This is a genomic window from Clostridium hydrogeniformans DSM 21757, assembly GCF_000686705.1.
Classification (GTDB): domain Bacteria; phylum Bacillota; class Clostridia; order Clostridiales; family Clostridiaceae; genus Clostridium_Z; species Clostridium_Z hydrogeniformans.
The window spans coordinates 318,738-337,221 of the sequence record NZ_KK366005.1; the positions used below are offsets into that span (position 1 = coordinate 318,738).

An 18,484-nucleotide genomic window follows, 5' to 3' on the forward strand; every position below is an offset into this window, starting at 1 on the left:
GTTTCCTATATTATAAATTTATACATATTTAAAATAGATTTTTTATACTCCAACTTAAATTTTTTATAGAATTTTATAATATAGATATTTAGCTTACGAATTTAACAATTATTTCTTTATATAAAATTTATTAATATTTTTATAAATTTCTTTATATTTATGTTTTAAATTTTACATTTTTCCTTTATAATTAATATATATAAATTATTTTAATTATTTATATATGATTAAATTTTTAATTATATTTAGGGGGTACTGTACTTGAAAGGACTTCGTTTATTTATTTCCTTAGTTGTTATAGCTATAGTTATAAGTATAATTTTATTCCTTAATTCAGGATTTTCAGGTTTTCATAAGGATGATACAGCCTCCAATGGAGCTGTGAGACTTGTAAATATTTATGATGTAGTAAATGATGCATTTCTTTATACTGAAGGCTTTAATGATTCTATGTCACCCTATATGTCTAAAGATGTTTTTAATCTTATAAATGTTTATAATCATCCAGACTTAAGTAATACAATTGATACTAAATCCTTAAAGATAGACTTTAAACTAGAGGAATTAAATCAAAAAGAAGATGAGGATGATAATACCTTATATTATGTATATATGAACTATTCAATTGATGTAAAAAATGAACATTCTAGATTATTTTCTTATGATAACAAAAAACTAACCTTTAAGGTAAGATATAATGGTGATTTACCTTATATTGAGGCATTAGAATAAAAGAAATTATATATAAAGGGAAGATACTTAACCTTCTCCTAGATATATAATTTCTTTTTTTATTATATAACTTCTAGTAATGCTAAATTACTTAAACTTTAACAGCTTTATGCTTATCTATATGACTTAATCTATAATTAAAATACTCTATAGCTATTCTCTAATTTTTAAAAATTCTTCAACTTCTTCCTTTGTTGGTATAGAGCTTTGTGCTCCATGTTTTGTTGTAGCTAATGCCCCTGCTGCCTTAGCAAAAGTTATAGCTTCTTTCATATCCTTATCTATATTTATGGTTATTGCTGCATTAAATGTATCTCCAGCTGCCGTTGGGTCTACTGCTTCAATCTTAAAGGCTTCATGACCCTTAACTTCATCATTACTAAAATACATACATCCCTTTTCGCCAAGGGTAACTATAACAGCCTTTGCTCCTCTTTCTAATAAATTCCTAGCTCCGCCTTCTATATCTTCCATTCCAATTAACTCATAAAGCTCAGTTTCATTTGGAGTAATAATATCTATATATTTATAAATATCCTGTGGCAAATCTCTAACTGGTGCTGGATTAAGTATTACTTTCTTACCTAGTGACTTAGCTAACTTTATTGAATATATGACAGTGTCTATAGGTATCTCTAACTGTGTTAATAGTATATCACTATTTTTTATTATTTCCTCATTACCCTTTACATGGCTAGTTGTTACACTTTCATTTGCTCCTGGATATACTATTATCCTATTATCCCTATCATCAGTTATATTTATAAAGGCCTTTCCAGTGGGCTTTGATACCTCTTTAACACCTTCTATATTTATTCCGTCCTTTATCAAGAGTTCTTTCATCCATTTTCCATCACTCTCTTCTCCCACAGCCCCTATTAAGGATACCTCTCCCCCAAGTCTTGAAGCTGCAACAGCTTGATTGGCTCCCTTTCCACCTGGATATATATTAAAGTCCTTAGCCATTAAGGTCTCTCCTTTTTTAGGAAGCCTGTTTAGGTTTACACAATAGTCTACATTTATACTACCTATTACAACAACTTTCACTCTATCACTCCTTTACTTAATCCGATCCTCAAGGGTTTCTATGGCTTCTTTTATAAGTTCCATAAACTTTTCTCTATCTATATCCATAAGTACCTTAGTATTTGGTGTCTTAGATTTAAAGTTTACCACTGTCATTCCTCTTGTAAGGTCTCCCTTAGTTTCAACTTGAACTAAAGCATCCTTACCCTTAAATAGTTCTGGATTTAGTAAATAAGCTACCGCGCAAGGATCATGTAGGGTACATCCTTCAAATCCTAAAGCATTACTTGTTTCTATATAAAAACCTATCATTTCTGCAAAGAAATTATGTACTACTCCCTTATCCTTATATTCTTCTATTTCTTCCCTCATTATTTGAGCCTTATGGGTAACATCAAGTCCACTCATAACTATAGGTACTCCTGAATTAAATACTATATGAGCTGCTTCTGGATCTACATATATATTAAACTCTGCACATGGAGTTACATTTCCACCTTTTGAACATCCCCCCATAAGAGAAATAACCTGAATTTTTTCTCTTAATCTAGGATAGGTTTTTAAAAACATTGCCACATTGGTTAAAGGTCCTGTAGCCACTATACTAATCTTTTCTTTTGATGCTTCTAATATTTCTCTCATAACCTCTACAGCGCTTTTATCATCTTCTTTATATAAAGGTTCTGGAATATACTTTGGACCTGAAAGTCCACTTTTTCCATGAACCTCTGAAGCTATGGTAAGATCCCTCATAATTGGTCCTTCTGCACCCTTTGCTACTCTTATTTTTTTCTTTATAAGAGCTAGAACTGACAAAGTGTTTCTTGTAACATTATCTAATATATGATTTCCACCTACAGTGGTTATTGCTTCAACTTTAACCTTATCTTCCTTAGCTAATGCTAGGAATAATGCCACCACATCATCAAGGCCTGGATCACAGTCAATTATAATACTTTTCATAATTTTTCCTCCTTATATAATCTTAAGTTACATGTATATTTTCCCATGACAAAATATTAAAGTAAATGAATTTTCAATATTTTATTATAATTATATTTATAATAATGTATAATTGTCTTAATAAATAAAGTTTTTTAATAATGGAGGAAAGAGCTTATGAGAGATATATTTGGGGACATATTTCCTATAAATAAAGATCCTTTAGAAAACCTTCCTGGTTTTTCCTTAGTAATAAAAGAAGCAGAAGATGAGGCTATAAGACGTCTAAGAAAAAAAGGACATACTATACCTTCTAAAGGCTGCTGTCACTTAATATGGCAAGAGAAAAAGAAAATACTTAAGGAAGAAGCTGGGATAGAATGGAGAACCCCTGCTGAACTTAACCCTAATATGAAGTTCGACTAATTATCTTATTTTGCTTATTACATATTAACCACAAAATATCTATATTAATTTTTTTACGTAGAAAATTCTAACTAGCACAACGTGTTATATTAGTAATATGTAATAATAAATAAAAATCCCCTAGTATTATATCTAGAGGATTTTTATTTATATCACATAACCTTCTATTTTATTTAAATCTGCTCTTATTTAACTAAATATTAAATAAAACCTTAATACTATATTCAGTATTCAATTTAAATAACACCTTATAGGGCTTTTAATTCAAAAATCAATTTATACTTATGGCTAAAACAATGTAAATCAGGAATACTTTTAATGAATAAGTTAATATTTTATACCAAAAGCCTATAGGCTCAATTATAAGGTTATAATATGATCTACCTGAACTGAATTAAGTGTTGCATATAATATAGGGAAACATCCAATAGCTGCCCCTTCAACTAACTTATCATCAATTTCTCTTTCTATAGCACACTTATCACAAGCAAGCATTACCATACCTGTTTTTTCATGAATCTTTTGTAGTCTATCCCCTATGTCACTACCTTCAGTTAAAAGATATGTATTGTCAAAAACAAAGAACATTCCAACTACGTCTGCCCCATGTATTCCTTCCTCTATTTGAGGTATAATCATATCCCTAAGTATTGTTCTACAGTTATCTGAACTTATAACATAAGCCACCTTCATTTTATTTTTCCCCCTTATTTTTTATTTATTGTAATATTTAAATTACTCTATTTTACCTTATTAATCTTTATCCCTTAGATAATTATAAAATCACTCTGCTAAGAAAACTATTTATCTACCCTAAATATCATCTTAGATGCATCTATAGCTTCTTTAACATTAAGTTTAAAGTAAATATTTTTATCTAAATCCATTTCCTTGACCCAATCCTCAAAATGACTCTTCTTACAGAAGAAATTCATTATGTTTCAGCAGCTTGTACCCCAATCTTTAAATTTATTGGTATTTACATGTAATATATGTATGTCTTCTGGAGAATGATCAACTATTTCTCCAGCTTTAACTGAAATAGTAATTTTTTCACCACAATGACTACAAGAGGACTTTATGTAAACATCCTTATTAAAAGTAAAGCTGCACCCTATAGAATCTATGGCACACATAGCATATAATTCTCTTCCATCTTCTAAATAAACTCGATGGTTAGTAGGCTTAGATGATACCGGATATACAAAAGCCACCTCATTATCTTCTACATATATTCCATTTTTATCTCTTAAGTTTTTAATAATTTCCCCTACATTACTTTCCTTTATATCTAGTGCTCCTAAATAATTGTTTATATTATCTAGTTTAAAACTACACTTATTATCTATTATGTAGTCCATAAAAAACCTTCTAAGTCTTTCCTCTTCCCTATTCATTCTTGAGTATATACTATCTACATAAAAGTCCTCTACAGAGTACTTATTCAAGATATGAAATTCTTCTAATAGTGCATTCATTATACTATTTGCTCCCCTTTGTTAATCCCTTTTCTTTCTATTTCCTTGTCTTTTTTATCATAGTTTAGAGCGTCCTTTAAAATACTTGTAAGCTTAGCCTTATAGGACTCATACTCTAAGTCTTCTCTATTTCTAGGTCTTTTAAGATTTATTTCTAAATCTCCTATAATTTTTCCACTTTCAGTAGACATTACAATAACCCTATCACTCATGTAAACAGCCTCATCCACATCATGGGTTACCATTATTACTGTAGTCTTATCTTGAAGCCATAAGGCCTCTAGTTCTTCTTGAAGTATTTGTCTCATCTGGAAATCTACAGCTCCAAGAGGTTCATCCATTAAAAGCACCTCTGGCTTGCAAGCTAGTGCCCTTATAACAGCAGTCCTTTGCTTCATCCCTCCTGATATTTGATGAGGATATAGATGTTCATTACCTTCTAAATGAGCCATCTTAAGAAGTTCTGAAAGTCTTTCCTTTCTCTTCTCCTTAGATATCTTTTGCTGTTTCATAGGATATAATATATTATCCTTAACTGTCATCCAAGGAAATAATGCATAGTTTTGAAAAATAAATCCCCTATCAGGGCCTGGTTTTTTAACCTCTAACCCATTTACTAATATTTTTCCCTCTGTGGCATCTTGAAAACCAGCTATTATGCTAAGTAAGGTGGTTTTTCCACATCCTGATGGACCAAGTAAGGATACAAATTGTCCTTCATTTACATTAAAACTTATATCCTTAAGAACCTCTTTAATATTATTATTATTTTTAAAAACCTTATCTATATTTTCAATAACTACCTTCATTATTTTACATACCTCCATTTAGTGAGGCTTCTATTTATAAATTGAAGAGTTCTATCTATAAAGAACCCTACAAAAGCTGCTAAAAACATAAGAGCAATAAGAGAATCTGATTGCATCCTTGTTTGAGCTTCTACCATAGAGTAACCAAGACCGGCACTCGTAGCTATAAACTCCGCTCATATTACAGACATCCAACCACTACTTATGGCTATCCTTGACCCTGTTAGTATATCTGGTATAGATGCTGGCACAATTATGTCCTTAAAAATACTAAAATAGCTTGCTCCCATACTTCTAGCTGCATGATAATATTCTGGGGATATATTTTTAACCCCCTGAATAGTATTTAGTATTATAGGAAATATCCCTGAAAAAGCTATAAGAAATACAGTAGGGCCATCCCCTATACCAAACCATATTATAGTAAGAGGGACCCAAGCCATTATAGGAACCTGCCTTACAGAATCAACTATTCCTCCTATAAGCTTATTAGCAAGATTTGATACTCCCATAATAAAACCTATAGGTAGTCCTATAAGCAGAGCCCATCCAAATCCCTTTAGAACTCTACCCAAGGTTATAGATATATTCTTTATTACCTCTGGATTTTTTACATTTTCTATAAATCTTTTAAAAGTTGCTTCAGGAGATGGAAGGAGTAAAGGATTATTGTAATAATTAGCTGCAACCTTCCAAGCTATAATTAAAAATATGAATAATGCTACTTTATAAATAGCTTCCTTTATCTTCACCTTATTCTTTCCTAATGCAATTTTTGAAGCTTTATATTCCACTCTTTCCATAGGTCAAAGCTCCTTTCTGTGAATTCTCCTTCTTTATACATAAGCCTTAAAGCCTCATATAATTTTTCATCATATTTAAGGTCTTCTATGGACTCATTATAAGTTTCTATAAATTCTCTATAATCATTACTTTCTAAAAATTTTTTATTAACAACCATATCATAGGAGTCGTAATCTCCATTTATATTATAGGTTCCTTCCTTATCACCTTGAAGGAGTATAGCATTTTTACTATCTAGTATAATAGCATCCACTTCTCCTTTTTCTAAAGCATAAGGAAGAATATTATTTAATAAAAATACTGGTTTTATATTATCCTTGTATCTTTTATTCACTAAATTAAGTTTATTAAACCTATTTTGACTTACCCCTATGGTTTTAGGCACATCAGTTCTTGATACTATTACATCTGCATTTTTAACCACTGTTCCAACTATAACAAAATCTTTATTATTCTCCGTAAAGTCCTTAGCTGCATTACTACAAAGAATTGCTATTTCAATATTATCTGAACTCAATGCCCATTGAGTATTATTACTTCAGCAATCATTCATAGTAAGTCCCTCTATATCCTTTAGAACTTTGCCATTAAACTTCTTGTTCTTTAGCATATAATTTATAACTATTCCTGAAGTATCATCTCCTGCCGCTACGGTTATCTCCTTCTTTTTATCTTCCTTTGGCAGATAGAAACCTAAAACTAATGCTCCTATTAATATTATAAAAGTTAATGTTTTTCTTAGATTATTTGTCAATTTCTGTTGCTTTAACTTTCCAGTCCTCATATTTCATTCCTAATGGGAAGTTTTTCTCTACTTTATCCTTTATAAAGTCATCAAAGTTATCAACCTTTACACTTTCTAAGAAATCTTTATCTATTATATCTTCATATTTTACATTGCCATCTATGGAGCCTACTTCTTGACGAGCTTTAATCTCTCTTCTAATATTATCTGGCTTCACTTCCCATGTAATAGTTCTACCTATTTCTGCAGTCTTTTTATATATGGTCATAAGTGCAACCTCTTCTGGAACCATATATGTTTCTGCAAATATTTTAGCTGACTTAACAGGATGCTCGTACATATATTTAACAGCCTCTACATGAGCCTTAACTAGCTTTTCTGCTAAGTCTTTATGTTCACTTATAAAGTTCTTATTTAAAGTAAATGCACAACATATTCCTGGTTTATTATCTGGTCCTTTATACTCATACATTATTTTTCCTGTGTTCTCATACTCAGCCATAGATGCCCAAGGGTCACAAGCTGTATATCCTTTTATTTGTCCTGACTTTAAGGCTAAATAAGCATCTTTATCACTATTCATGTTTATAGCATCATAGTCCTTACCCTCTTGTGAAATACTTAAAGACTTAGATATAGTTTGCCAAGATAAATCTTCCTGTGGTTTTGACCCTATACCAAGAGTCTTTCCAAGTAAATTCTTAGGGTCTTTAACATCATTAGATACTACTAAGTAATATGAGCCACCCTCATGATTATTAGCTCCAAGAACTAAAGGCACATTATTCTTTGGAGAGTTTAATGCCCCTGATATAGATATATATCCTGCATCCATTTGTCCTGCTGACATAGCTTGTGGAACCTTTCCATTACCTGTCATGTCAACTTTTAATCCCATCTTCTCATATATTCCTGCTGATTTTGCAATAGGCCCTGCTGTCATATGATCACAATTATAATACCCTATCTTTATTGTGTAATCACTACTAGCTTTCTCTTCCTTCCCCTTAGCACATCCGGAAAAAATACCTAATACCATGACACTAATAGCCGCCATAGTTGTCATTAGCTTTAATTTTTTATTCATTTATATTCCCCCTAAAATCATTTATTTTTCTAAAGTTTATATACTATATAATCTTTTCTTACTAAAAATATTGGATTGCTCTTAGCCTTAATATAGTTTTTAAGAACAACAATCCTCCATGCCATCTCCAAATAAATCTATAACCTTATCCCCCTCTAACCTAAAAATAGCATATCCCACTGCCCCATTTTTAGACCCTGAAACTATAAACTCCATAGGATCTTTATCATCAATATTCTTAAACTGTATATCTTGATTTTCCTTAGGAGCCTTATGTACATCCGATAACTTATACTCTCTATTACTTTTATTAATTACAACTACCATCTGGCTTTCATTATCCTTATTATATATAACCACTAGATCTTTAAGTTCATCTCCATTAATGTCATCTTCCTTTGCAACTATTATCTTGCTCCCCTCTACATTTTTATTAAAAAACTCCAGTAATTCTTTTTCCTTTATATTTGCTACCTTTTCCGTAACCTCTTCCTTATCTCCACAGCCTAGAAAACTTAAACATATAATAAAGATAAAGAAATATATACCCTTAAATTTTTTCATAGTAATGCTACATCTCCTTAGCCTTATATGCCACATATTTTCCTTTTAAGTCTCTTATAATAGCTAACACTCCAATACATACTATTATTATGGTGCATATAACCTTCACAAAATGTGGAGCAGTAAAAATAAGTTTATTTGCGGTGCTTAGAGAATTACTTACCCTGTCAAAATCCATAACTGGCTTAAATCCTGGAAGTAAGATTAAATTCGCTATATATCCTCCCAAAAATGATCCAGTAACTATAATAGGAAAATATATAATTACAGATCTTTTTCCTATTATCTTATAAAGGCTTAAGAGCTCTGGTAGATTTGTTGCAGCTCCTGCCATTAGAAATGTTATAGCAACTCCTGGTGCAACCCCTGTTGCTATAAGTGCTGCTACAAATGGTATATGCCCTACAGCACAAACATACATTATAGCTGCAAGTACTGCTACAGTTCCAAGAGACATCATATTAGGATTTGATAGAATTGCATGCACCCTATTATACTGAGCAAAAGTAAGTATGAACCCTGCTAATATCATTCCAATAACCACATACTTGCTTACAATAATAGATAAATCCTGAAATGCCCATAGTATACCTGACTTTATCTTATCAAAAACTGATATTTTTTCCTCTTCCACTTCTAATACAATACTGTCTTCCATCTCATTATTAATACATAATTCTTTTCCTGAAAAATTATTGGCTATAACTCCTACTAATATAGAAAGTATAAGTCCTGTCAAAATATATATTATGGTGATTTTAGGTCCTAGGAGCCCATAACTTAATATAATTGCAATAGGATTCATAACTGGATTAGCTGTTAAAAATGCAAGGGTTGGACCTAAATACGCTCCTGAATAATACATACTTATGGCTAGAGGAAAAGTTCCACAACTACAAACTGGAAGTAGTAAAGATGAAAATATGCTTCTAAATATAGATGACATCTTCTTATTTCCTAAAAGTTTTTGAAACTTTTCTGGTGATACTAAATTTCTAAGTATTCCAGCTAAAAGAAAACTAAATACAATCCAGATTGAGGAACCATTTAGTATTGTAACTGATGATAGAAGTGATGTTTTTATAAAGTGTAAAATCATAATGCTGCCTCCTGAAAAGCCTTTCTTATAGTATCTCTATTTACATTTTCTATTTTCTTTTTTTCATTTATAATTAAAATACTTTTCATAACAGGGCCGTATTTCCTTATATATTCAAAATCCTTTCCTACTTTATATATCTTCACTTGAACCTTGTCCCTATATTCCTCTCCTAATCCTTCAACTAAGGAAGTATAAACATTACATCAAGCACAAGCATTTATAAATTCTAGGGTAGCCTTCTTCATAACTTCCTCCTTTAAATAAATAACAAATTTATACATTTTATAGAATAATATTTAAATAAATTCTTTTTCTCTACAAAATAGGGAAAACTTTTACATCCATAAATATAGTAAGGTAAATATGTTGTTTTTTCTACATAATAGTATAAAATTGATTAATAGTTTTTTTCTATTAACTAGCATTTATTGATTTTAATTCTAAATGCATTTATTAATTTATTATTTAAAGGCATATATTTTTAACAAACATTATATTTTCATGTAGAATTCATCTAAAATATTAGCTTTAATTAAATTTCTCATTTTCTTACAAAATATAGTTTAAGGTCCTTTCTACATAATTTTCACATAAATAATTTTACTCTCCTTATAATAACTTTCTAAATAGGAAATCCTAACTCGTAAAATTCCATCCCACTTAATATGATAATCTAACTATTATACTAATTTATTTGTACTGGTTTTTTATTTATCCTATAGGTTTCATAGTGTAAATCTTATTCTATCTCCAAATAAAAATCTACTAACTTTAAATATCTACATATAAATATAGTTTATGTTTTAGTATTGGAACCCTAAATTCAAATAATAATCTCTATTTCAACTTATTCACCTCTATTTTGCATCTTTGGCTTACTTTAAATAGGATATAGAAATATATTCCTTTTATTCACTAAAATCCATATATTTGTTTAAAAATATTTTTGTTCCATTTGTTTCATTTATGTTTTTTTAAATATTAATGTCAGAAACAATCGAAACAACTAGTTACTTTTTTGTTAATTCGACATAATAATTCTTTTTCTTTCCATCTAATTGTTATATAATTGTATTGAGCTTAGAGCTCATTTGTGCAATAAGATAACATCCTTCACAATAATTCCAAAATAATGCTGGTTGTGCTCCAGCATTATTTTACTTTTTTGAGGGTTTTATTTGTATAGAAAACGTAAAAACACTATTAATTCATCATAACTTATGAATTAATAGTGTTTTTTATTTTAAACTTTTAAAAATATACCTTTTAATTACTAAAACATACTAAACAAATTTATACTGTTACTATACCAATAAAATATATGACCTAATAATTACAATTTATCCTATAGGGTATAGTTTGTACTATTTTTAATTTATGTCTTACTATTATACAAAGGAATACTTAACATATTCTAATGCTATTTTACTAAACCCCATGGAACTTAAAGTTCTAATCGTAGCTCCAAATACCTCGTGGCTAGATGTTTTTTCAGTTCTTATTTTTTCTATACTCTTTGCAATTTCACTAGATATTACTTTAGCGTCACTCTCATTTAATGGACAACGTGCATCTGCAGAAGCATTTTCTATACTGACTCTAATTTTGTTAATATTAAAATCTTCTAACTTACCACTTCTCTTAATGATTTTCATCGCATGGACCCCTTTCACATTAACCAATAGTCAAAATGATTATACAACATAACTAAATAATTTTCAAATATTTCTAATTTTTTATAATTTTTAGTTTAATTCTGGATATATTTTATTAATTTATAAATATATCCATATCTTTAGTGCTATATTTATCTAGTCTCACATAGCATCCTTACTTCAATACTACTTAAGCCATACTTATATATCTTTCTTAAAGGTTATTTTCACCATGTAACACTTTTTTAGTAATTTAATATATTTAATATTGAAGTATTTCTTACTAAGGAGGAGCTATGAGTTTTTTTTCAGCGTTAATTCTTGCGATTTCAGCTAGCCTAGACAGTTTATCTGTAGGTGTAGCTTATGGTTCTGATAACATTAAAGTGAGTTTAAAAAATATTACTATAATATCTCTAATAACTGCTTTAGGTACTCTAATTTCTATGATCCTAGGGTATTTTTTATCTACTTTTCTTACGGAGACCTTAGCTAATGCTATAGGCTCTATACTTCTTATATTCATAGGATTATGGTTTATAATATCATTCTTTTATAAAAAGGATGTGAAAGATACAAAGATTCAACTACCCAGTGAGACATGTAACTATAAAAATATACTAGGTAACCCATCTATAGCCGACACAGATAATTCTAAATCCATAGATACTAAGGAATGTATCTGTCTTTCTATAGCTTTAAGTCTTAATAATCTAGGACTTGGTATAAGTGCTAGTATAACTGGAATAAATCCTTTAACAGCTACTCTACTTACCTTTCTGATAGGTATGATATGCTTTTTAATAGGATTTTTTATAGGTAAAAAATTTCTTTCAAAATATCTTGGTAATTATAGTGGTTTATTCTCAGGGATTTTAATATTAGCCTTAGCTGTATTTCAACTATTTTTTTAATTTATAAACCATATCTTAATTTAGATATGATTTTACTCAAATTGAATCGTAATTAAAGGAGTGGTAGCTTCACATCACTAACTAAGATATTAATACACTGCCTACTTACCTTAAGTCATATAATATGTGTAACAATTTCATTGTTTGAAGAATAGTATATATTAAAATTCCTCTTTTCTTAATATTGTATATTATATTTATGTTATTTTTTTATTTGCTTTAACACTCCTTTAATTAAAGTATTTAATTATAAAATCCCCTAACATAAAGGGGATTTTCTTTGGTTGTTAAATATATAAATAATATAGAATCAATCCAAAATTTTTTTTCATTTTATCTAATAATATGTTTTAAATTATGAACTATAATTAATTTACATTTAAAGTATTTTTTCAAATTTAGAGACTTTATTTGAAAAGTTGCTAATACATATATGGTTTCTTTGAGAATCTTAATAATTATTAGAATTATATTTAAAAATCATCATTTGAATTTTAATATTATGTATTTGTTGTGTTCATTAAAATAATATGGTAATATATACTTGATTAGGTTATGTTTAAAAATAATCTAGTCATACATGCCAGCCAAAAATATATATATATAAATTTAAACTCCTTGACGTTTAAACAACCCCCTTCAAATTTAATATAGATTTGAAGGAACTCGGCTATCACACGTGTGATAGCCTTTTTTTTATAGAACGAATCTTCCTTCATGTGGTGTTCTTTCCACCATCTGAAGGTTAGATAAGCTCATCTAGGGTTGTGGCAACTGTTATCCACACCTTAAACCAGGATGGGGGTTTTAAAGATTATAGCCATCAGGTAAAAAATACGTATTTTATTAATCTCAAAAGTCTTATATAATCAAAACTTTATTTGAATGATTCAATTTCTATGTATATTATTTTCTTATTAATATCTAATGTTTTGTGCCTATGTTTTAAAATCTATAAGTTATTATAAAAATAAAATCCTATAGTATACACCTTATAAAGGTATATACTATAGGATATATTTCAAAATCTTATTTTTTTATTTAACTCAAATATTTAAATATATTAATTAACCTTATCAAATTCTTCTTTAAGCTGCATTACTCCCTTTATTATTCCTATGCTTTTTTAAATATGAATAAACAGGAATTCCTGTTAACGTTATTATTACACTATACACTGCATAAGATGTATTAGTTATTAATGTGCTTACAAGTATATATAAGCTCCCTATTATCCCTATTAGTGGTATTATAGGATATAATGGAACCTTATACCCTCTCTCTAAGTGTTTAAATTTCTTTCTTAATATAAATATTCCTGCTACAGTCATAGTGAAGAATATCCATAGGGCAAACATAACAAGATCAGTTAACATATTAAATGATCCAGATAGAACATATAAACATGCTAATCCTATTTCTATTAAGAAAGCGTTTAAAGGTGTTCCAAATCTCTTATCTATTTTTCCAAAGAACTTACTAAAAGGTGTTAGCCCCTCCCTTGCCATAGCATATGGTATTCTTACTCCAGTCATAATGTATCCATTTAATGCTCCAAATATAGATATTAATATACCAATAGATATAAATTTAGAACCTGTGGCCCCAAAAAGAACTACTGCCGCATCTGATGCCGGCTTTTCTGAGGATATTATTAAATCCATTGGAAGTATTTTAACTAAGGCAATATTTATCAAAACATATACTATTATAGTTAGTGATAGCCCCAAAATTATTGATTTAGGTAAATCTTTTTTAGGGTTTTTTAACTCACCCGCCATATTTCCTACACTCACCCATCCGTCATATGCCCACAAGGTTCCAAGCATAGCTGCTCCAAATCCTGTTAAAGATGAAGTTGTTTCAAGGATTTTTACATCTCCTGTTGCAGTTCCCTTTAAAAAACCTAAAATTATTATTATTGCTATTGGTAGGAGTTTAGCTATAGTTACTATTCCCTGTATCTTACTTCCAAGCTTTGATGAGACTATATTTAAAAATGAAACAAAGACTAAAAAAAACATAGCTAGTAACTTTTGATGAATATTACTTAATGGTATGAATGCTGTTATCTGAGTTACTAATACTATTGCTAAAGCCGCTATAGCACCTGGGGTATATATAACAGATTGTACCCACCCAAATAAAAATGCTAGTCTTTCGCCATAGAGCTCCTTTATGTATACAAATACTCCTCCTGTTTTAGGAATAGCTGAAGCAATTTCTGCTATAGTAAGTCCTGATGCCATGGTTATAAGGCCTCCTACGGCCCATGCAAGCACCCCTAAAAATGGACTCCCCGCATTCTTAAAAACTATTGAGGGTTTAAAAAATATTCCTGATCCAATAACCATTCCAATTACAATTGTTATTGCATCAAAAAGGCTTAAGTTTCTCTCAAGACTTATGTGCTTCTCATCCTTCATATGTTAATTCCACCTCTCCTTAAAATATAAAGACATATTCTAATATTTGTCTTTATATCTATAATATCATCTAATTGTTCTATAATAAAACCATAAGTTTTATATGATTATAACTTTGATAATTAAAATAAGAATAATTTGGTAGATAACTAATGTTTAATTCTATTAATTTACTCTTTGTCTTTTATTTAACAATATTAATATGTATTTGTTTAAATATAAGTTCTATTATTTATACATATTTTTATGATTATTTTAAAAGTCATAAATTATACCTACCCTACTTACTAATTTCTATAAAAATACAACATATTCATATATTTTATAAATCATATAAAATAACTAAAGGAATTATTATATTAAATTGCTTTGCATTATTATAAAAAGTAATTTGATATAATAATTTTTAATTTCTTGAATTTGTATATTATTATTAAAACATTCCATCCTTCCACTAGATTAAATATGAATTTTCATATATAATAGTATTGATAATCATTTTCACATGATTTCGATTTACGGAGAGAGGTGGTACCATCAATAATAAAATTATTTTTATGGATAATAAATGTGATTATCAATTTTCCATCGAGGATGATATATGTTTTAAATTAAAAAGCTTTGATATAGAAGGAGCTAAAACTGCCTTCAATGATAACTTTAATGTTAATATGTTTGAAGACTTAGGAAATGGACAATATCTAAGATCACTAAAAAATCACTTAATATGTTTAAATGTTTCTATAAGTAGGAGTATGTCTACTGATAGTATTAAGTGCTGTAAATTAAAAAAATACTGTAATGAATTTATAAATAAAATAGAAAATCTAAGTGAAATAAAAGATCTTATGGACTTAGGAATTAATATGATTGTTGCCTATGGTGAAGTTATAAAAAGTATATCTTTTAGTTGTGAAAACGTAATAATTAATAGGGCTATTGAATACATTGAAGCTAACTTAGAAAAGCCTCTTACCTTGGATATAATATCAAAGGATATATTTGTTAGCAAAAACTATCTGTCTTCCCTATTTATCAAGAAAACTGGCTTTAAATTCACTTATTATATAAATCTTTTAAGGGTGGATAAGTCTAAAAATTTATTAAGTAACTCTAACTATACCTTGAGTTATATCTCCAGTGTATGTGGATTTAAAAATCAGAATTACTTCTCAACAATTTTTAAAAAATTTACTGGATATTCTCCTAATGAATATAAACGTACTGTTAGTAATAAATAATTAAACCAGGTGAAGATATAATATTCACCTGGTTTAATTATCTATTATAATCCTCATTAAAATACTATTAACTTACTATTTTAATGATTAGAACAATATAATATTAAATTATACTTTAAAGTTTTTCTTAAATAACCTTAGAAATAGTGGTGAAAAAATCTTGGGATAAACTTTTATTTACTTTTAACTAATGAATCTATTAAATTAATTGTATATTCCACTGATATATCTTGTTGCTTATTTTTATCTATTGTAGCTTCTCCGTCCCCTTTTTGAACTCCATAGTTTCCAAAACCACTATGATTTGCTCCATTTACTTCGTGGATAAGGGTATTCTTAGGTAATAATTTTTTACTATTTTTCATTTTATCACTATCTACTACCTTATCTTTACTTCCCCATATGGAAAGAACCTTAATAGAACTTTCACTTAAGTCTACCCCATCACTTGGATATGCCCCATATAGAACAAGCCCTTTTATTTTCTCATTATCCTTAGCATAACTAGCTGCCATTGTTCCTCCTAATGAATGTCCACCTATTACCCAATTAGATATATTAGGATTGTCCTTAAGTACTTCATCAGCCCTATTTTTATCTAATACTGCCAGCCTTAAAGGCATCTTAACCAAAAAAACATCATATCCATTATAAGCTATTTTTTTCATAAAGTTTAAATAGGCTTCTTCCTCTACCTTTCCTCCTGGATAGAATATAAACCCTGTATCCCCTTTAGAGTTGTCCCTTGAAAGCTTTATATACTTTTCATTATAACTTATATCTAAATTCTTATTATTACTATTAAATACAGCACTAGTTTCCTCTTCAGCCTTATAATAATTCATAACATATGTATAGCTTCCTATTAAGAAAAAAACCATAGCAAATGTAATATAAAACAAAAATCTTCTTTTTCTTTTCACTCCTGTTCCCCCTTAACATAATGAATTTATATCATATAAATATTTTAAATATATTAGTATCTAAAATATTCAACTTAATATATTATATTTAAAAAGAATTTTTTAATACCTATTATTAAAGCTTTGCTCCTTTAAATTACTTAAGATCATTTAGACTATAATATAAAAAAATTTGCCCTGATTATAACTCAAGACAAATTTTTTGAAATTATTATAGATTTTATAAAATAGATAATATTTATTTTGTAGACCTAGCTATTAAAAATTTAGTCTTTATTCCTTCTCTAGTAAACATCTCCTCATGCTCTGTTGTAACATTATTTTTAAATCCTGATTCATGTAAATCATAGGTTATATAAGTTATTACAAAGCCACTTTCAGTAAAATATTCTTGAGATTCTCTAAAAAGTTCATCGTCATCAGTTTTAAACCATATCTCTCCACTTGGTTTTAGATATTCTATGTACTTCTTTAAAGAGCTAGGATGAGTCAATCTTCTTTTTTTATGTTTTTTCTTTGGCCACGGATTACAAAAATTTATGTATATATGAGATATCTCATTTTCTCCAAAGAGTTCTTCTATTAACCCTATTTCATGAGCCATAATTTTAACATTATCTATATTCTCAATATTCCTATCTTTAAATTCCTTCTCTGTATGTCTTTTAGCTAGAACTAAAACTTCGTCTTTTATATCTATTGCTATATAGTTTCTATGTAAATTTTCTGCAGCATGTACAGCTACAAATGTGCCCTTTCCACATCCTAGTTCCAAGTGTATAGGATTATCATTATTAAATACTTCCTTCCACTTGCCTTTGTTTTCTTTAGGATTTACTAAGAAAATATGACTTCCTTCAAGTTCTGGTCTTGCCCAAGGCTTTTTTCTCATTCTCATATATTAATTCACTCCATTTTTAAGTTTATCTATTATGTATAAATTTTTAAATTCAAATCAATCAATATTTTACATTCCTATAACCTAGAGTACACATTGAAATATTATATCATTTTTTATACTGATTTCATAGATATAGGTAATGACCTTAAAAGGTAAAATTTAAAATAAACTATCTAAAATAATCCACATAATAGCTTTCTAAATCAACATAACTGTGGATAATATACATCTATTATCACATTTTCTGTTGATAAATTATTATTATGTAATATTTGTACCAGCAATTTTTCAAAAATAAAAGCACTTACATTTCTGTAAGTGCTTTTGGTGGCTCACCAGGGAATCGAACCCTGGACACCATGATTAAAAGTCATGTGCTCTACCGACTGAGCTAGTGAACCTTACCAACCTGGCAACCTCCTACTCTCCCACTCAGTCTCCCAAGCAGTACCATCGGCCTTCTGAGGCTTAACCATCCTGTTCGGTATGGGAAGGGGTGTTACCCTTAGAAGCATCATCACCAGATCTTTTTATTTAATTGAAAGATTGTTCTTTCAAAATTACACATAGTTTCTTTACCATATATCTAAGTAAATTTATTGGTCAAGCCCTCGACCTATTAGTATGAGTCAGCTAAATACATTGCTGCACTTACACCTCTCACCTATCAACCTCGTGTTCTTCAAGGGGTCTTACTAGCTTACGCTAT

General features: G+C 28.9%; 19 protein-coding genes, 1 tRNA gene and 2 rRNA genes. 4 read left to right on the forward strand and 18 right to left on the reverse strand.

The annotated features are described in order from the left end of the window. The first annotated feature begins 261 nt into the window (after nucleotides 1-261). Nucleotides 262-732 carry a hypothetical protein gene (locus BR69_RS0118555; protein ID WP_027634543.1) on the forward strand — a complete coding sequence of 157 codons (471 nt, stop codon included), beginning with the start codon at nucleotides 262-264 and terminating at the stop codon, nucleotides 730-732. Nucleotides 733-885: 153 nt separating this feature from the next. Here the strand turns inward: BR69_RS0118555 and rbsK are convergent, their stop codons facing one another. Both rbsK and BR69_RS0118565 read right to left on the reverse strand, forming a co-directional pair. Next, nucleotides 886-1,779: a ribokinase gene (gene rbsK, locus BR69_RS0118560; protein WP_027634544.1), complete on the reverse strand. Its 894-nt coding sequence runs from the start codon at nucleotides 1,777-1,779 to the stop codon at nucleotides 886-888. Nucleotides 1,780-1,791: 12 nt separating this feature from the next. After that, nucleotides 1,792-2,721 (reverse strand): nucleoside hydrolase, encoded by a 930-nt coding sequence (locus tag BR69_RS0118565; RefSeq protein WP_051623686.1) that lies wholly within the window; start codon nucleotides 2,719-2,721, stop codon nucleotides 1,792-1,794. A gap of 156 nt (nucleotides 2,722-2,877) precedes the next feature. On the opposite strand from BR69_RS0118565, the gene BR69_RS0118570 reads away from it, so the two are divergent. Next, complete coding sequence (locus tag BR69_RS0118570; protein ID WP_027634546.1) at nucleotides 2,878-3,126, forward strand: hypothetical protein; 249 nt, start codon at nucleotides 2,878-2,880, stop codon at nucleotides 3,124-3,126. Between the two features lie 360 nt (nucleotides 3,127-3,486). On the opposite strand, the gene saoD is transcribed toward BR69_RS0118570, so the two are convergent. The 10 genes from saoD to BR69_RS0118640 all read right to left on the reverse strand — a co-directional run bounded on the left by saoD (nucleotide 3,487) and on the right by BR69_RS0118640 (nucleotide 11,370). Further along, on the reverse strand, nucleotides 3,487-3,819 hold the full coding sequence (saoD, locus tag BR69_RS0118575) for a DsrE-related protein SaoD (RefSeq protein WP_027634547.1): 333 nt from the start codon (nucleotides 3,817-3,819) through the stop codon (nucleotides 3,487-3,489). Nucleotides 3,820-3,926: 107 nt separating this feature from the next. Continuing rightward, nucleotides 3,927-4,604, reverse strand: a complete 678-nt coding sequence (gene saoL, locus BR69_RS0118585; RefSeq protein ID WP_264328339.1) for a MerB-like organometallic lyase SaoL — start codon at nucleotides 4,602-4,604, stop codon at nucleotides 3,927-3,929. After that, complete coding sequence (gene saoA, locus BR69_RS0118590; protein WP_027634549.1) at nucleotides 4,604-5,413, reverse strand: ABC transporter ATP-binding protein SaoA; 810 nt, start codon at nucleotides 5,411-5,413, stop codon at nucleotides 4,604-4,606. Before saoA ends, saoL begins: the two co-directional genes overlap by 1 nt. Then, nucleotides 5,413-6,216 (reverse strand): ABC transporter permease subunit SaoP, encoded by an 804-nt coding sequence (saoP, locus tag BR69_RS0118600; RefSeq protein ID WP_239591057.1) that lies wholly within the window; start codon nucleotides 6,214-6,216, stop codon nucleotides 5,413-5,415. Before saoP ends, saoA begins: the two co-directional genes overlap by 1 nt. Next, the gene (gene saoB, locus BR69_RS20870; protein WP_239591070.1) at nucleotides 6,177-7,001 is read right to left on the reverse strand and encodes an ABC transporter substrate-binding (seleno)protein SaoB; all 825 of its coding nucleotides are present in this window, start codon (nucleotides 6,999-7,001) and stop codon (nucleotides 6,177-6,179) included. Before saoB ends, saoP begins: the two co-directional genes overlap by 40 nt. Next, nucleotides 6,961-8,049, reverse strand: a complete 1,089-nt coding sequence (gene saoX, locus BR69_RS0118615; protein WP_051623689.1) for an ABC transporter substrate-binding subunit SaoX — start codon at nucleotides 8,047-8,049, stop codon at nucleotides 6,961-6,963. Before saoX ends, saoB begins: the two co-directional genes overlap by 41 nt. 99 nt (nucleotides 8,050-8,148) lie before the next feature. After that, nucleotides 8,149-8,613, reverse strand: a complete 465-nt coding sequence (saoC, locus tag BR69_RS0118625) for a Cys-Cys-COOH (seleno)protein SaoC (RefSeq protein ID WP_027634554.1) — start codon at nucleotides 8,611-8,613, stop codon at nucleotides 8,149-8,151. Nucleotides 8,614-8,620: 7 nt separating this feature from the next. Next, nucleotides 8,621-9,712, reverse strand: a complete 1,092-nt coding sequence (gene saoE / locus BR69_RS0118630; RefSeq protein WP_027634555.1) for an efflux transporter SaoE — start codon at nucleotides 9,710-9,712, stop codon at nucleotides 8,621-8,623. Next, nucleotides 9,709-9,960, reverse strand: coding sequence for a thioredoxin-like (seleno)protein SaoT (gene saoT / locus BR69_RS22230; protein ID WP_240067711.1), 252 nt, complete (start codon nucleotides 9,958-9,960; stop codon nucleotides 9,709-9,711). The genes saoE and saoT overlap by 4 nt, the downstream gene beginning before the upstream one ends. Before the next feature lie 1,143 nt (nucleotides 9,961-11,103). Next, complete coding sequence (locus BR69_RS0118640; protein ID WP_027634556.1) at nucleotides 11,104-11,370, reverse strand: ATP cone domain-containing protein; 267 nt, start codon at nucleotides 11,368-11,370, stop codon at nucleotides 11,104-11,106. Between the two features lie 296 nt (nucleotides 11,371-11,666). Between BR69_RS0118640 and ytaF the strand changes: the two genes are divergently transcribed. After that, entirely contained in the window at nucleotides 11,667-12,284 is a 618-nt protein-coding gene (ytaF, locus tag BR69_RS0118645) for a sporulation membrane protein YtaF (protein ID WP_027634557.1), read from the forward strand. A gap of 1,088 nt (nucleotides 12,285-13,372) precedes the next feature. Here ytaF and BR69_RS0118650 read toward each other — a convergent pair. Then, entirely contained in the window at nucleotides 13,373-14,710 is a 1,338-nt protein-coding gene (locus BR69_RS0118650; protein WP_027634558.1) for an APC family permease, read from the reverse strand. Between the two features lie 557 nt (nucleotides 14,711-15,267). Between BR69_RS0118650 and BR69_RS21305 the strand changes: the two genes are divergently transcribed. Continuing rightward, nucleotides 15,268-15,951, forward strand: a complete 684-nt coding sequence (locus BR69_RS21305; RefSeq protein WP_051623690.1) for a helix-turn-helix domain-containing protein — start codon at nucleotides 15,268-15,270, stop codon at nucleotides 15,949-15,951. Between the two features lie 173 nt (nucleotides 15,952-16,124). On the opposite strand, the gene BR69_RS0118660 is transcribed toward BR69_RS21305, so the two are convergent. The 5 genes from BR69_RS0118660 to BR69_RS0118680 form a co-directional block, all read right to left on the reverse strand. Further along, nucleotides 16,125-16,874, reverse strand: coding sequence for an alpha/beta family hydrolase (locus BR69_RS0118660; RefSeq protein ID WP_027634559.1), 750 nt, complete (start codon nucleotides 16,872-16,874; stop codon nucleotides 16,125-16,127). Nucleotides 16,875-17,112: 238 nt separating this feature from the next. After that, nucleotides 17,113-17,772 carry a tRNA (guanosine(46)-N7)-methyltransferase TrmB gene (gene trmB / locus BR69_RS0118665; RefSeq protein WP_027634560.1) on the reverse strand — a complete coding sequence of 220 codons (660 nt, stop codon included), beginning with the start codon at nucleotides 17,770-17,772 and terminating at the stop codon, nucleotides 17,113-17,115. A 328-nt stretch (nucleotides 17,773-18,100) separates the two neighbouring features. Further along, nucleotides 18,101-18,176: transfer RNA gene (locus BR69_RS0118670), tRNA-Lys, on the reverse strand. 6 nt (nucleotides 18,177-18,182) lie between these two features. After that, nucleotides 18,183-18,300: ribosomal RNA gene (gene rrf / locus BR69_RS0118675) — 5S ribosomal RNA — on the reverse strand. A gap of 74 nt (nucleotides 18,301-18,374) precedes the next feature. Next, nucleotides 18,375-18,484 (reverse strand): 23S ribosomal RNA (locus BR69_RS0118680); the annotation flags it as partial.